The organism is Butyricimonas sp. Marseille-P3923 (genome assembly GCF_900184685.1).
GTDB classification, from domain to species: Bacteria; Bacteroidota; Bacteroidia; order Bacteroidales; family Marinifilaceae; genus Butyricimonas; species Butyricimonas muris.
In genome coordinates this window covers 997,152-1,013,389 of record NZ_FXXL01000006.1, presented here as the reverse complement: position 1 = coordinate 1,013,389, position 16,238 = coordinate 997,152, and the positions used below count along the sequence as shown (strand labels likewise).

The following is a 16,238-nucleotide window of genomic DNA, read 5'->3' as shown; positions in this document are numbered from 1 at the left end:
GATGCCCTATTCATACTCTATTCAGAACTGTCTTGGATAGTTCCTTGTCGTGAAAACAGCATTAAATCAAGATATTAAAAAGCGAAAGATTTACTATTAAGCCGGAAACCGATACCTAGCATCAAGAAGTTAGGATCATGAAAATCCCGAAGATTGTATCCCACGTGCAGAAACGAAGTTTGAGACATCGCGATTTTCAACGTGAGCATCTGGTAGAACATACTCAAATCCCCTTTCCCGATAAAATTAGTCCCCAACCCGATTCCCACGGTGAAGAAAGGCATCACGTATTCTACCCGTCCGGAAATTCCCAACGCGAACTGCTCGCCAAGAGGCGGTCTGACAATCTGCGACTTATCTATCTGCCCGTACACGTCATACTCCGTGTAAAGGTTCGCACCCCCGTCATACGTGCCGTCAAGCGACATACCAAATCGCAGTTTATAACCCGCGTTATACATCGGGGTAAAATTAAACCCGAACACCGGGTAAGATTCGGGAGAAGGCGAAAGTCCGTCGGCAGTCTTGATTCCCTGACTATGCCACGAACCGAAAAATACAAAATCATAACTTACATGACGGCGAAAGGGGCGGCAAGGAGAAACATCATTCGCTTGCAACGGCTTCAAATCATCTTTCCTATGGAAATTACATTCCACCCCGAAATTCCCGCCGATCGTGTTCAGTCCCGCGTTGGGGATCGCGGTATTACCATTGGAGAAGTGCGACACGGTAATGCCCGAAGTCAGACTCACACCCGGCGATAATTGCCAACGCAAATAAAAATTAGCATTAATATAGGCATTCACCTTCGAACCTATGATTTTATTATAGGGATTGTCGTACGTGTTGAAAGTCTTCCACCCCGCGGACAAACCCAGATTCCACTCGTAATGAAAAGACACCCGGGGCGAGAAGCGGGCAACACGAGCCCCTTGAAACAGATAGAATGCTAACGGGTCACCCAATAAGCGAGGTTCCCCGAAAGTATAATACCCGAAACCTATTCCTTGATAAACGTCGCCATAAGCACGGGCGGCAACACTTCCCGGACGGTAACGGAGAAAATATTTCAAATGGTACGAGAAAGCACCCCGGATCAATTTCCCCTCCGGATTATCACCTTCTAAAAAAGAATGTGTCTGAAAAATATACTCCGGACGCACCTCCGCTTTCACTCCATGAACGAACTTACGCGAAGACAAACCGACCGTACTGTCGCGTTCCTGTCCACGCGCCCGCGGGGTTATCCCGACAAATATTATTCCCAGAAAAACAATCGCTCTCCAAATCCTTTTTGCATTATTCATACATCAACTCCATTCATTGCAGTCCACTATAACATGCCACAAATGTAAGCAAAATAGAAGCCCAAACTATCCCGTTAACTTTTTTTCTTGGCATTTCCCCGTAACAATTCCGGTTCGGGCAAAGATACCCGCGTGAAACTCACCACCGCGGCAACGAAGGCAAATATTCCGGCAAGGTACAAAGAAGCATAAGTTCCGTTGACGGGAAACATGACAAACATCAACGCCACGAGGGAGGCTCCCGTGGTCTGCCCTGTCAGACGGGACATCCCCAACATACCGCTGGCACTGCCACTCCGGTTTTGCGGCGCAGAGGATATTAATATACTGTTGTTGGGGGTTTGGAACAGCCCGAAACCAAAACCGCACATCACCATAAACAAGGCAATTCCCACCCCGGAGACTTTATGCGCCAAAACCGCCAACAAGAACAAACCTCCCGCGAATATCGACAAACCGATTCCGCCCAACAGCCCGGCATGAACCCGTTCGATCAATTTTCCCGCCAAAGGAGCCGCTATCATGGTGGCCAAGGGCCAAGGGGTAAGCAATATTCCGGTAGCGACCTCGCTCTTTCCCAGCGTGTGCTGCAAGAAAAAGGGCAGAGATACCATTGCCAGCATCTGGGCAACAAACGAACAAATGGAAGTACCCACCGAAAGCGAGAATATCGGAATACGCAACAAATCGACAGGCAGCAAAGGATAAGTTTGCGATAACTGCCGTCGCACGAAAAAATAACCGATCACGAATACCGCCGCAATCATCGGGAGCAATACTTTCCAGTTCATATCGTGGGTGAATCCCTCGATAGAGAAAATCAACAACCCGAAGGTCAGTGCATTCATGATACCGCTCTTCCAGTCGAACGTGCGTCCCGAGTCCTTCACCGGATTGGACGGAAGAAACTTGCACGACAAAATCAATGCCACGATCACGATCGGCACGTTGATCGCAAATAACCACGGCCACGAGGCAATGGAAAGGATTCCGGCGGCAATGGTCGGTCCCCCGGCTGCCGACACGGCAACGACCAAGGCGTTTATGCCCAATCCCCGCCCCAAGAAGCGACGGGGATAGATAATACGAATCAGAGTCGTGTTGACACTCGCCAACGCGGCAGCCCCGAATCCTTGGAAAACACGGGCAACGGTCAGTTGCGTCAAAGAAGTAGAAAGAGCGCACACCAGCGAGGTCACGCTGAATATCAGCAAGCCGGCAATATATACCCGCTTGTATCCCCAGATATCCCCCAAGGATGAGAGCGAGAGCAAGGACACGACTATCGCCAACTGGTACGCGTTCACGATCCAGATAGACATTGACGGCGTGGCATCCAAATCCCCGGCAATCGACGGCAACGCCACGTTGGCAATCGTACCGTCCAACACGGACACCGTGATTCCCATGGCAATCGCCAAGATTGCCCAATACCGCCTCGGGACGGGTATTCCGTCCCACTCAACCTCTTTTGTACTCATTTCCTTTTCTATTTAGGCTACAAAATTACAAAATAATCCGGATACCTGTATAAAAAAGCATTGTACATAAGTATATCATCACCGCCCCCATGAAAGCAATAACTTCGGACAAGAAGTCACTTCCACAACCATTTTTAAAACTTTGTATCAAATACTAATCCCGGCCATCCCCATCTTCCCCGATAAGTCCGGGAAGATGGGGATAGCCGAGATTTATTTTTCTCGATTCAATATTTTCTCAATTGCGGTATCCCTCGATTTTCAATCCACAAGTAAATTTACGTAAAAGTGACCACTCAAAATAACACGGAACGCACATCGACAAGACCTTCGCCTTCTTTAAACAAGGCAACATAAATATGCCTATCATGGAAATAACCGCAAACATACTCGTGAAAGGCGGGAACTTGATGCTCGTAATGCTGTTGTACATGCGTGTGCCCGGCAAAAAATACCGGATTCTTCGTCTTCCCAATCAATTCTTTCATCTTGCCGACTTTCGCATCATACCCTTTCCAACGACTCTTGTCACAACCGGGATTCATAACAAATCCCTGACGGTCATGCCACCAATCGCTTTGATTCGAAATCGGGTAATGCTGGCACCACACGGCAGGTTCCTTTCCCCACCCCGCATCTATGTTCTTTTCCAAATCATCCACGATTTCATCCGTGCAATAGAACGTAGCCTGAGAACTCGGGAGCAACTTGGCCTTATACCACTGTTGAAACCAAAATATCTGCCCGCAATAAAAACGAATCGTTCTGAATTTGAACGAAAAGGGCATCACCTCCGAGTACCCGAAATGCCCATAATCCGAAGCCATAAATTTCTTCACCTCCATCACCCCCAATTTTTCCGATTCCTTTAGCGAACGGGATACCACGTCGAGCGAAGCATTATTAGCCTTCCTGCCATCATAAGAAAAACCGTAATCCGTTCCATCCCACGCCTCCAAACCACCCCAATGAAACGGTTCCCAATCGTGGTTCCCATACAAGGTAACACACGGGATCCCCCGCTCATATATTTCCCCGAATACTTCCACAAAACCGTTGCCGGTATCTGAACTTCTATCCTTATCGATATCCCCCAATATCATCACTAAAGCAGGCTCGTAATTCACTTTCACTCCAAGGGACGGTTCAAAAAACAATGTCTTATTATCTTTCAACGCCAACATATCCGATACCATTCCCTGCACTTGCTCTTTAGTAAAACCACGCATATCGTACTCCGGATCTCCCAAAAAGAAAACCGTGAAATACTTACTGGCATCTTCCAAGTAAAGACATCGCACAACAACTTCCGTATCTTTGTATCCCTCTTTCGACAACACGAAGACCCTCTCCGCATCATATTCAAAAAGTTCCCCGGGATCCGGAGTAATCGTTACACCGGAATCCAACGTGCAAATACCTGATAAAGCAACACCTTTAGCGGTAAACGGTAAACAAATCTCGAATGTATTGTTTTCCCGCATCTCTGCAAAATAAAAATCACCCTCGTGCTGCAAAGAAAACGAAAGTAAGCTTTCTACCGGCAAAAAGTCCATTTCCTTGCCTTCCGTTTCATCCCCTCCTCCTTCTTCCCCGGTATTCCCTCCTTCACTATTTTCAATTTCTTCATTTGTACCTGATTCCTCTTCTAATGAAACACTATCTTTGCTCCCGCAACCAAGCAGGAGTATACACGTTAAAAATAGATATACAATCTTCATACTTGAATGAATTATAGCATTATACATATAATACACTCAAACACGAAAATCGGGTACCCCAAAATCCTATTTATTTTTTCTTCCCGGACTTATCCGGGAAGACGGGAATAGCCGGGATTTCTTTTTTCCCGGTTTTCAGTTTTTCGAGTATGATTCGGATGGCCCGGTTTAATTGCTCGTCATCGCCCATGTATTCCAAGTAAGGATCGTTTTCCACGTCCACGTCGGGAGATACACCCCTACCCTCGATGATAAACTCGCTGCCGTCAGCGGCATACGGGGCATACGAGGGAGTGACGATGGAACCGCCGTCCACGACACGAATGGAGCCGCTATACCCGACAACTCCGCCCCACGTGCGGCGTCCCACGACGGTACCCAGTTTGTTGTACTTGAAACGATAGGGGAACAGATCACCGTCAGAGGCTGAATATTCGTTTACCAGTAAGACTTTCGGACCGAGGAAGGTACCCACGGGATTCACGGCGCCTTGGGTTTGGTTCGTGTGCATGGTATAGAATGTCTGGGTACGCATCAGCCGCTCGGCAATCATAGGAGATACATTACCACCCCCGTTCCCGCGGTCGTCGATAATCAAGGCTTTTTTGTTCAACTGCGGGTAGTAATGCTTCACGAACTCGTTTAACCCGTCAACGCCCATGTCCGGGATATGGATGTAACCCACTTCGCCGTTGGTTGCTTCTGCCACCTTGCGGATATTGTTTTGTACCCAATTATAGTAGTATAATTTCGATTCGTCGGCAAGCGGGGTGACCAGCACTTCCCGGGCGTCTTTCTCGTCGGGAGCGGAGTTTACCTTCAGGGAAACGGTTTTACCCGCCATGTCAACCAGTTCGGAAAACAGGTTATCGACGTCCTTCAACGATTTCCCGTTGATAGCCAAGATATATTCCCCTTCTTTTACACCCACGCCCGGCATCGTCAACGGGGAACGGGTTGCTTCATTCCAGTTGGCTCCTTCGATAATCTTGGTCACTTGAAAATAGCCGGATTTGTCTTTCTTGAACTTGGCTCCCAGCAATCCCATTTTGATTCTCTCCGGGGCAGGAATCCGCCCGTTGACAGAATAAGCGTGTCCCACGTTCAACTCGGCGATCATTTCTCCTATGATATAAGTCAAATCCGTACGGTGGTTGACGTAAGGTACCAATACTTTGTATTTTTCATACACGTGCTCCCAATCTACCCCGTGCATATTCTTGGCATAGAAGAAATCACGCATTTGTCGCCAACTCTCGTTGTATATCTGCATCCATTCCTGATGGTAGTCGATTACTTTTTTCACGTCTTTGGTCGGTACCGGAGAATTCACATCAGCCGAAAAGACCGGAACATCCAGCACTTGGAACGAGGAACCGGAGAACGCTATTGCCTTCTTGTAACCGGGAGAAAATTCCACGTATCCACCCAAATCGGATTCACGCTTGCTACCCATGTCAAAGTACATGGTTCGACCACCCCGGTTGTAATATACCCGGTTGCCGAGCATATGGACATTATTATAATGATTGGAGGCAAGCACGGGCAATTCGACAAGGCGGTTGTTCAAGTTCGAGAAATCGTAAACCAATGCTTCTTCGGTCTTTTTATCTTTGACGTTTGTTCCCGTTTCTACCGGAACGACATCATTTTTCGGGGCAAAAGGCACCGGGGCGTTTTTTGCCAACGGCAACACGTATACTTTATTCATGTCGTTGTACACGTGATTCCATTCCGTACGGCTGTACGTGGGCGAAAAGGCACGTGCCGACACGAACACGAGGTATTTGCCGTCGTCACTGAAGTTGGGTGAACTTGAACCGAACCAGCCGTCCGTGATTTGATGCTTTTCACCATTTGCCACGTTATAAACGATAATATTATCCATGGCGGCTTCCGGACGCACGTAAGTAATGTATTTGCTATCCGGCGACCAGTTGTAAGAAGTCATCGAACGGATACCCGATTGCTCCACGATCTCACGCTTGCCGCTTTCCACGTCGGAGATATTCAAGGTATTCCCTTTCTCGCTCCACATGATTTTCTTGGAGTCGGGCGACCATTTGTAGTTAAAGATATAGCTTTTCAATCCTTTAATTAATTTCCGTTCCTTACCCGTGGCGGCATCCCGGAGATAAATATTAAATTCCCCGTCTTTATCGGACACGTAGCTGATATATTTCCCGTCGGGTGACCAGCCTGCCTGCATATCATTCGCGTCCGAGGAGTTGGTAAGGTTATAGGTGATTCCTGTTTTGGCAGGCAGCGAAAAAATATCACCATGAGCGGCAACGACCACCCGTTCCCCGCCGGGAGAAGTCGCCACGGTGGTAATCTGTCCGCTGACATCCGTCAGTTTCGGACGGGAATATACCTGATCGTTATCTACACGGATCGTGATTTTAGCCTCTTTTCCCGTCTGCAAGTCATAAGCATAGATGTAACCGCCCTGTTCGTAAACGATACGTTTATCCCCGATTGCCGGGAATTTTATATCATATTCCTTGTAGGAGGTAAGTTGTTTATCCTCTTTCGTGCTCACGTTGTAAGCGTAAAGATTCATCACGTTGTCCCGGTCGGATATATAATAAATCGTAGTCCCGTCGGGCGACCACATAGGGATGATATCCTGCCGCACGTTATCGGTTATCTTTTCGGATTTCTTGGTAGTGAAGTCAAACACCCGTATGTCATCAGCCATACCGCCTTGATAACGCTTCCACGCACGAAATTCCCGCATGATATAGTTGTACGCCAGTTTTTTCCCGTCGGGAGAATAAGAGGCGAAACCACCGTTTTTCAAAGGCACCTCTTCAGACATTCCGCCCTCGACAGGTACCGTGAATAATTGTCCCGTGAAGTCATTGAAAGTATATCTCCGGGAACGATAGAGAATACGCTTACTGTCGGGAGTCCACCCGATGACGATATTATTGGGCCCCATGCGGTCACCCAAATCGTCCCGCCCCAGCGTAGCCGTGTAAGTCAATCGACGAGGCTCACCTCCTTCTACCGGGATCACGAATACTTCCGTGTTGCCGTCATACTGTCCCGTGAAAGCGATGTATTTCCCGTCCGGGGATATCCGGGGAAACATCTCGTACCCCACGTGGGACGTCAACCGACGTGCCGTACCGCCCTCGGCTGACACGATATAAAGATCACCCGCATATGAAAATACCAACTTGTTCCCCACGCTATGCGGAAACCTTAATAATCTCGCTTCTTGAGCTTGCAGTATGAAGCCAATAAATAATAATCCCAGTAATACGGTAAATCTCCTCGTCATAATTGAAAATTGAAAGTTGAAAATGGAAAATGAATTACACGATTGACAAACATCAAATTCCACAATCGGCAATCATTCAATTTAAAATCTAAAATTTAAAATTAGAAAGACTCTTTAGAGTTTTTCCAACACTTCTTTTATCACTCGCGGAAAATGCTCGTATTCCAAGGCGTGTACTTTTTCCGCCAAGGTATCGGGGGTATCTTCAGGGGTGATGGTACATTTTGCTTGAAACAGGGCAGCCCCCTCGTCATAGTGACCGTTCACGTAGTGGATCGTGATGCCGCTTTCTTTTTCTCCCGCCGCGATGACGGCATCGTGCACGTGCATGCCGTACATTCCCTTACCGCCGTAAGAGGGTAAAAGCGCCGGATGGATGTTGACGATCCGGTCGGGATAAGCCTCGATAATAGCATCCGGGACCTTCCACATGAAGCCCGCCAACACGATAAAATCGATCTCCAGACGCCTCAACTCGTTTATTACTAAGTCGGAATGATAAAATTCATCCCGGTTAAACACGAAGGAAGGAACCCCCAATCGTTTCGCCCGTTCCAAAACGTACGCATTCGGTTTGTTACAAAACACGATTTTCACGACATTTTCGGTGTCGTTTTCGAAATAATTAATGATGTTTTCGGCGTTAGAACCTGATCCAGAGGCAAATATTGCAACTTTTTTCATCTTGTAATCTATTAAATATCAAACGCATAAAGATAAGCAAGAGTTTATTCATGCCAAAAAATTTTCTAGGAAAAATAAATTCTCTAACTTTGCGCCCGAACTTAGAGAGTTATGACGTCTGTTATAGACGTTAGTGTGAATTTAAAAAATGTCTAATTAAAATTTAATGTTATGTCTGACATTCAAAACAGAGTTAAAGCTATCATCGTTGATAAATTAGGAGTTGACGAATCAGAAGTTACACCGGGTGCAACTTTTACAAATGATTTAGGCGCTGACTCTTTGGATACAGTAGAGTTGATCATGGAATTGGAAAAAGAATTCAATATTACTATTCCGGACGATCAAGCCGAGAAAATCGCTACCGTGGGTGACGCGATTGCATACGTTGAAGCTAACGCTCAATAATTTAATATTGATTTTATGAACCTCAAACGAGTAGTAATAACTGGTCTTGGTACTATCAACCCTTTAGGTCACAATGTGGCTGAATTTTGGGAAAACTTGAAAGCTGGCGTCAGTGGCGCCGGTCCTATTACTCGTTTTGATGCATCTAAATTTCGCACGCAATTCGCTTGCGAAGTTAAAAACTACGAGCCCACGGAATACTTCGACAAGAAGGAAGTCCGTAAAATGGATCTTTACAGCCAATTCGCTCTGATTTGTTCCAGAGAGGCAGTGAAAGATGCCGGACTCGATTTCTCGCAAGAGGACAGAAAGAGAATCGGAGTAATCTGGGGAGCAGGTATCGGGGGATTGGATACATTCTACGAAGAATGTAAAACATTTGCATTGGGAGACGGCACACCCAGATTCAACCCATTCTTTATACCCAAGATGATTGCTAACATGGGCGGAGCTATGATCGCTATAGAAGAAGGTCTGAAAGGCCCGAACTACACGACCGTATCAGCCTGTGCTTCATCCGCACACTCGTTAGTAGATGCATTAAATCTTATCCGGTTAGGAAAAGCAGACGTGATCATTGCCGGTGGATCGGAAGCAGCCATTACCCCTCCGGGAGTAGGCGGTTTCAACTCCATGAAGGCTTTGTCGACTCGCAATGACGACCCGAAAACGGCTTCCCGTCCTTTCGACGCGGATCGTGACGGTTTCGTGATTGGCGAGGGTGGTGCTTGCCTGATCGTGGAAGAGTACGAACATGCTGTTAAAAGAGGTGCCCATATCTACGCCGAACTCGCCGGCGGTGCTTCAAACTGTGATGCCTATCACATGACGGCTCCCGATCCGAACGGAGAAGGTGCCGGTGACGTGATGTTGCTCGCCGTAGAAGATGCCGGACTTACCACGCGAGACGTTGATTATATCAACGTGCACGGGACGTCAACCGGGTTAGGAGATGTGGCAGAACCTAAGGCCATTCAGAGAGCATTTGGAGAACACGCTTACGAGCTGAACATCAGTTCTACCAAATCAATGACAGGACATTTATTAGGCGCCGCCGGTGCCTTGGAGGCAATCGCTTGTGTCCTGGCTGTGAAAAACGACATTGTACCCCCTACCATTAATTTCAGCAATCTCGATCCGGAACTGGATCCGAAGCTGAATTTCACGTTCAATAAGGCTCAAGAAAGAAAAATCAATGTAGCCATTAGTAACACTTTCGGTTTCGGAGGTCACAATGCTTGCGTAGTGTTTAAAAAATAATCACTAACTAAAAACATTTGGAAAGTGATTAGTAAAATAATTCAATCCATAAAACTTTATCTTCATCGGAAAGAAAAGTTTTATGGATTGTCTATTACAGAATGGGGTTTTATACCCGGCAATAGAGGCTTGTACACCTTGGCATTGCTGCATAAATCGGCATCAAGATACACGAAAAGCGGAGCTGTCCTGAATTACGAGCGATTGGAATTTCTGGGAGATGCCGTTCTGGGAGCTATTGTCGCTGAAATTCTGTACAAATTCTTCCCCAACAAAGATGAAGGTTTCATGACTCGCCTGCGTTCCAAGATCGTGAGCAGGGAATCGTTAAACATCATCGCTATCAAAATGGGATTGAGCGAAGAGGTTATCGCCAAATCGGATATTTCCAAAAACAAACACATCTACGGGGATGTATTCGAGGCTTTCACCGGGGCAATCTATCTCGATCAAGGTTACGATAAGACAAAAGCATTTATCGAGAATTATATTTTCCCTCATTATGTGAATTTGGAAGACCTCGTTTACGTCGATAAGAATTACAAGAGCCGCCTTATCGAATGGGCACAGAAACAAAAAGCAGACCTTAAAATCGACACACTGGAAGGAAACGCCCGTCGCTCGAAATTCATCTGCACGATTACTATTGGCGAAACTATCATGGCACGAGGCGTGGGAGCATCCAAAAAAGAAGCGGAGCAAAACTCCGCCGAAAAGGTTATCCAAAAACTCCAAGCCGAAGCGAATGGAGAGATTGAAATCTAATTCAATTTTAGATTTTAAATTTCAAATTATTTTTTTCAATCTAAAATTTAAAATCTAAAATCGTAAATTACTAATCTCTCACGCGTTCCACGTATGTTCCATCCTCTGTTTTGATGCGGATTTTCTCACCGGTATTAATGAAGAGAGGAACCATTACTCTTGCCCCTGTTTCAACCTCAGCAGCTTTCAATGCCGTAGAAGAAGCGGTGTCGCCTTTCAATCCCGGCTCCGTGTAAGTTACCTCGAGAACAACTGTCGGCAATAATTCTACATACAAGGGAGTTTCCGTGTCAGCATGTACAACCATTTCAACAGCATCGCCTTCTTTCAAGAATTGAGGAGCGTTGATCAGATCTTTAGCGATTGGAATTTGCTCGTAAGTTTCGGTATGCATCATAATATAGTCTTCACCTTCCATGTACAGGAATTGATACGGGCGCCTTTCGATACGCACAACATCAATTTTTACCCCGGAAGTGAACGTATTCTCAAGCGTACGACCGGTTTTGATATTCTGCATTTTGGTTCTCACGAAAGCGGGTCCTTTACCGGGCTTCACGTGTTGAAACTGTACAATTCTGTATAAATCGTCTTTGAAAACGATGCATAATCCATTTCTAAAATCAGCGGTAGTTGCCATCTAGTATTATTTTTTAGATTTAATATTTTTCATTGAGGGTGCAAAGATAAGAAAATCAGCATAAATCTAAAAATTTTAGATTTACTATTTTAAATCGCAGATTCCAAAGATATAAAGTTAGGACGATAAATGATTCTCGAGTAAGTGATTTTTTTATTCTTATTCAAGTTCCGGTGTTTCTTGATGATCATTTTTCTTTTCTTCCGAATCATCAAGCTGCAAATGCTTCTTAGCATTTAATGGAGAAATTATATTCTTACCTGTTTGGGCTTCGATTTCTTTCCGGGTATTACCCGCTATTCGTCCCCCTTGTTGAGCAACCCATTGACTTTCTTCAAAGGATTCTGGTTTTCTTTCTTTCGAGATTTCAGTTGTCGTGGCTTCGGCAAGCATATTTAAGATCAACTCCATGTTAGTCATATTATCCCGGAGATTTTCTTTCTTCAATCCTTTAAACTGCTTGTATTCTCTGGTTGTCATTCCAGCCCAAGCTTGTGTTATGATATCCGTCAGCGTCGCAAATTGTTGCCCTTCTTTTACACCCCGGTGTTTCCATTCGTCGGTGAGTTCTTTGCGTACCTCAATACTTTTCAAACGTTGATTTATCCAATTGTCAGAATATCCCAATCGTTTGTAATCCAGCATGGCTTGCTCGATCGACAGTTCAGGATCCTGTAATTGGTCTAAACGTTCCTTGGCAACTTGCGCCATCCACAATTTAAACGGTTCTGCTTTAGGGGAAGGAATGGATTGAATTAACCGGAATAGTTGTTCAGTATCTGCAACATCTGTTTTATAATATTTACCATCCGATGACCGTAATTTCAGTTGGTTACAATTTGTAACCGACTCATTCCCTTCTTTAATCAATCGATGTTTAAGTACTTTCCAATAATTCCGCGGATTAGGACTATCTGTCAACACATCCACCACGTCCACGACAGAAAAATACCATTTCTCCTGTTCGCTATCCCAAACGGTACGGACTTTTCTCGCTTCAAATAATTGTACAGCTTCTTTTTGTGTCATAACTTCTTCTTATTAACGCCATAATCTATAATACACCCCCAACGGTAACGCTTTTTCAAATGAATCGGTAAAATACAATTCACCGAATTGTTCGCCACGACATTCCCCGACCAACTGGCGCACCACGCTTCTGGCTAATAAGGCTGACAGTCCCATAGAGTATAAATTCAACACCAAAAAGCTGTTCGTCGGTTCCAACAACTGACCACAAAGGGTTATCAATTCGTTTATATTCTCCTCGAGTACCCATTTCTCGCCATTCGCACCGCGTCCATAGGCAGGCGGATCAAGAATAATCCCGTTATATTTTTTCCCTCGTCGCACTTCCCGATGCACGAATTTCAAAGCATCCTCCACGATCCAACGCACCCCGTCCAAACCGGAGGCTTCCATGTTTTCCCGTGCCCAAGACACCACGGGTTTCACCGAATCGACGTGAGTAACATCCGCCCCCGCACTCTTCGCAGCTAAAGTAGCCCCTCCCGTGTAAGCAAACAAGTTCAGCACTTTCGCCCCCGTGCCAATCCGTTTCACTTGCTCGAATATAAAATCCCAGTTCTCCGCCTGTTCCGGAAATATCCCCACGTGCTTGAAAGAAGTCAACCCCAAGCGCATCCGGAGAGCCATATCCCCGTACCGGTAGTTCACGAACCACTGCTGTAACATTTTCGGTTTGCAAACCCACTCTCCCCGATCCTCGTTCTTCTTGTCTTTCTTGAAATAAGCATCCGCCCGTTGATGCCATTCCTCGTCGGAAAGCGATTTATTCCATATAGCCTGCGGCTCCGGTCGTGCTATCACGTAACGTCCGAAACGCTCCAATTTCTCGAAAGCACCACTATCTATCAACTCGTAATCCGTCCAATGCGACGGGTTCAGTAATTTTATATTCATCACAAATAATTTTTATCACAAAACTTTTCGCTTCGGCACGGTAGCCACGAAATCCTTCAAATAAAAAGGCTCAAAGTAAGCCACATCCTCGAAATCGCCCGCCTCGAATTTCCGTTCGGCAAGCAGTGTCATATTAGCCGCGGAAGTTTCTACCCCCGGAATAAATTCAGCATTCGGGTGGCGTATAACCTCCTTTACCTTATCACTCCCGTTCCCGAAGAAAAACATCTTATGCCCATCCAACAAATCGGCAAACGCACCCTCCTCTATTACTTCGGCATGAATATCCCTCACGGCAATCCCCTCCCGGTCAAAAACCGCCGTGTACACTTCCATGCGACGAGCATCAATCATCGGGCAATAATATCCTTCTTCGCTTTTTCCCGCGGCAATGACATTCGCCAGAGCTTCCAAGGTACTCACGGCTATCAAGGGCTTGCCCGCACCGAAACAGATTCCCTTGGCTAAAGAAACCCCTATACGCAACCCCGTGTATGAACCGGGTCCCATACTCACGGCAACCGCATCCAGATCATTCGCGGTCAAACTGTTTTCCTTCAGCAAATCATCCACGTACACGCCTAATAAAGTAGAATGATTGAAACCCTCGTTATTCTCTTTCAACGCGATCACCTTCCCCTCCCGGGCTATTGCCACGGAGCAAATATCCGTGGACGTATCGATATTTAAAATTAAAGCCATAAAACAATTGAAAATTGAAAATTGAAAATTGAAAATGAATGCCATCCACAACTTCCAAAATTCGGATTATTATTTTCTGATGATTTGGATTTCTCCGCCCGCACCCAGCTTGATGATACTGGAAGGGGCGGGATTAGCGGTTTCTCCCTGACGGTAATCCACCACGTGATCCACTGCCGCTTTCACGGCGTCGCTGATCTCGGCAAAACACTTCGGGGAAGGCTCACCACTGATGTTCGCGGAAGTTGACACGATGGGTCTATGGAAACGGTAAAGCAACGCTTTCGTGAAAGCCTCCGAGGTGATCCGGATGCCGATTGTTCCATCCGTCGCGATCAGATTCTTTGCCATATTCTTCGCACCCGGGTAAATAACCGTCATCGGTTTGTCATTCACCTCTAATAAATCGTAAGCGATATCCGGTACTGTCACATAAGAAGCCAATTTCCCGACATCATCCAACAAAACCAACATGGCCTTGGAGTCTTCCCGGTGCTTCAACTCGTACACCTTTTTCACGGCGTCCTCGTTCGTCGCATCACAGCCGATACCCCATATCGTGTCCGTCGGGTAAAGAATTACCCCACCGTTTCGTAAGATTTCGCAAGCCTTGCGAACTTCTTCTTTTAGTTTTTCATCATTCATGAAACCTGATTCTAATATAGATGGGGACGAAAGTACAAAGTTTACGGCAGGATGTCAATTTTTAAAGAATAAATCTTATGAAAGCACGAAAAAGGCTGTCCATTCATATTAGACACCCCAGATAGACTTGCACAAAGTACAAATTAATCCATCCACTCACCTCGTTCATCTCCTTCCGCCCGGAATTTCGCCTCTTGTTCTTTACTCTGTTGCGCCCCGGCTTCGTCCCCCATCTGCAATTGCAAAACGGCTTTCAATTTCATTAAATCAGCTTTCCCGTAACACGTCATAGCCTGCCCGCATTTTTCATCCAACAAACGAACCACGTCACGAATCAACGAGCGATCCGTACAATTCTCAAGAACCTTTACATTCCTCTCCAAAAACTTTTTTTCTTTATTTCCTCTGAATAGATTATATTCGAGCGCATTCCGAATATTATTTACCAATCCTTGATAATCCCCTTCACGTACACAACCGGAAGCATAAAGACTCGCCAATACCCCCGGAACAACAGGACTATCGACAGATTTCAGGAATTGAATAAATTTTTCATTACGCATCACATTAAAATCCCCTTTTTCGGGCGTCCAATTAATCAACTCATCAGCAGCATCTTCTATCGTGTATTCTAATTTATAATCCACCGCACGTTGTCCCAACTCTCCATAAAATCGTTCCCGGTTTGCCATAATTACACGAAAAGGTTTTGCTAACGGGTCATTAATATATTGGACAAACATATCCCAATTCTCTTTGGCAACCAAACGCTCGATATCAGCCGAATCCAAAAACTCTTTAGCTATCTTTTCCTTTTCGGGTAAAATGGATTCTTCCAATACACGGTAATAATGCTTCAAAAAATCAACATCCCTATCCCCCGCAAGATAACGCTTCTTCAGCCCTGCCGTATTTTTTTCATGTTCCGGATCCATAGCTATCGCCGCGTAAAGAAGTAAAGCATCAGCAGTCCTCATTCCAACTACACGCATCACTTCTTCTTGCGTCACGGGGTCGATAAATAAAAGAGTAGGATAAGCTTCAACCCTGTACTTGCTCCTAAGCATCTTACCATCCTCATCCCTCTCCATCTCGAATTTTGCATTTACAAAATACTGATTAAAGAAGCCCCCTACCGAGTCTTGTGTAAATACGGAATGAGCCATTATTTTACAAGGACCACACCAATCCGTGTAGCAATCCACGAAAATAAGTTTCTTTTCCTTTTTCGCTTTACTCACGATCTGTTTCCATTTTTTTGTCTGCTCAAACCGGATTCCGGAATCTTGAGCCACACTTACGGAAAAGCAAGTCAATAACAAAAGCCAAATCAAAATTAGTTTCTTCATATAAAAAATTAACTTATCAATTTAACGCTATAAGGCTGTCCGAAAAGCAAGTATAAGGTAC

The 16,238-nt window shown here is 45.5% G+C and carries 14 protein-coding genes; 3 read left to right on the top strand and 11 right to left on the bottom strand.

What is annotated here, in order from left to right:
- Window positions 1-74: 74 nt before the first annotated feature.
- The 5 genes from CS948_RS09945 to purN all read right to left on the bottom strand — a co-directional run bounded on the left by CS948_RS09945 (window position 75) and on the right by purN (window position 8,485).
- On the bottom strand, window positions 75-1,310 hold the full coding sequence (locus tag CS948_RS09945; RefSeq protein ID WP_099291528.1) for an acyloxyacyl hydrolase: 1,236 nt from the start codon (window positions 1,308-1,310) through the stop codon (window positions 75-77).
- Between the two features lie 74 nt (window positions 1,311-1,384).
- Window positions 1,385-2,791 carry an MFS transporter gene (locus CS948_RS09940; RefSeq protein ID WP_099291527.1) on the bottom strand — a complete coding sequence of 469 codons (1,407 nt, stop codon included), beginning with the start codon at window positions 2,789-2,791 and terminating at the stop codon, window positions 1,385-1,387.
- Window positions 2,792-3,087: 296 nt separating this feature from the next.
- Window positions 3,088-4,512, bottom strand: a complete 1,425-nt coding sequence (locus CS948_RS09935; protein ID WP_176554998.1) for a hypothetical protein — start codon at window positions 4,510-4,512, stop codon at window positions 3,088-3,090.
- 70 nt (window positions 4,513-4,582) lie between these two features.
- Entirely contained in the window at window positions 4,583-7,801 is a 3,219-nt protein-coding gene (locus tag CS948_RS09930) for a S41 family peptidase (RefSeq protein ID WP_099291525.1), read from the bottom strand.
- A gap of 114 nt (window positions 7,802-7,915) precedes the next feature.
- Window positions 7,916-8,485: a phosphoribosylglycinamide formyltransferase gene (gene purN, locus CS948_RS09925; RefSeq protein ID WP_099291524.1), complete on the bottom strand. Its 570-nt coding sequence runs from the start codon at window positions 8,483-8,485 to the stop codon at window positions 7,916-7,918.
- Between the two features lie 171 nt (window positions 8,486-8,656).
- Between purN and CS948_RS09920 the strand changes: the two genes are divergently transcribed.
- From CS948_RS09920 to rnc, 3 genes are read left to right on the top strand one after another with little or no spacing between them, the layout of a single operon-like run.
- Window positions 8,657-8,893: an acyl carrier protein gene (locus CS948_RS09920; protein ID WP_018337766.1), complete on the top strand. Its 237-nt coding sequence runs from the start codon at window positions 8,657-8,659 to the stop codon at window positions 8,891-8,893.
- A 15-nt stretch (window positions 8,894-8,908) separates the two neighbouring features.
- Entirely contained in the window at window positions 8,909-10,153 is a 1,245-nt protein-coding gene (gene fabF, locus CS948_RS09915; RefSeq protein ID WP_099291523.1) for a beta-ketoacyl-ACP synthase II, read from the top strand.
- A 24-nt stretch (window positions 10,154-10,177) separates the two neighbouring features.
- The gene (gene rnc, locus CS948_RS09910; protein ID WP_227216553.1) at window positions 10,178-10,918 is read left to right on the top strand and encodes a ribonuclease III; all 741 of its coding nucleotides are present in this window, start codon (window positions 10,178-10,180) and stop codon (window positions 10,916-10,918) included.
- Window positions 10,919-10,988: 70 nt separating this feature from the next.
- On the opposite strand, the gene efp is transcribed toward rnc, so the two are convergent.
- The 6 genes from efp to CS948_RS09880 form a co-directional block, all read right to left on the bottom strand.
- On the bottom strand, window positions 10,989-11,558 hold the full coding sequence (gene efp, locus CS948_RS09905; protein ID WP_099291522.1) for an elongation factor P: 570 nt from the start codon (window positions 11,556-11,558) through the stop codon (window positions 10,989-10,991).
- A 159-nt stretch (window positions 11,559-11,717) separates the two neighbouring features.
- Window positions 11,718-12,587, bottom strand: coding sequence for a Bro-N domain-containing protein (locus CS948_RS09900; protein ID WP_099291521.1), 870 nt, complete (start codon window positions 12,585-12,587; stop codon window positions 11,718-11,720).
- 12 nt (window positions 12,588-12,599) lie between these two features.
- Window positions 12,600-13,481: a class I SAM-dependent methyltransferase gene (locus CS948_RS09895; protein WP_099291520.1), complete on the bottom strand. Its 882-nt coding sequence runs from the start codon at window positions 13,479-13,481 to the stop codon at window positions 12,600-12,602.
- A 15-nt stretch (window positions 13,482-13,496) separates the two neighbouring features.
- Window positions 13,497-14,183: a tRNA (adenosine(37)-N6)-threonylcarbamoyltransferase complex dimerization subunit type 1 TsaB gene (tsaB, locus tag CS948_RS09890; RefSeq protein ID WP_099291869.1), complete on the bottom strand. Its 687-nt coding sequence runs from the start codon at window positions 14,181-14,183 to the stop codon at window positions 13,497-13,499.
- A 69-nt stretch (window positions 14,184-14,252) separates the two neighbouring features.
- Window positions 14,253-14,828 carry an L-threonylcarbamoyladenylate synthase gene (locus tag CS948_RS09885; RefSeq protein WP_099291519.1) on the bottom strand — a complete coding sequence of 192 codons (576 nt, stop codon included), beginning with the start codon at window positions 14,826-14,828 and terminating at the stop codon, window positions 14,253-14,255.
- 143 nt (window positions 14,829-14,971) lie between these two features.
- On the bottom strand, window positions 14,972-16,177 hold the full coding sequence (locus CS948_RS09880; protein ID WP_099291518.1) for a thioredoxin domain-containing protein: 1,206 nt from the start codon (window positions 16,175-16,177) through the stop codon (window positions 14,972-14,974).
- Window positions 16,178-16,238: the final 61 nt, after the last annotated feature.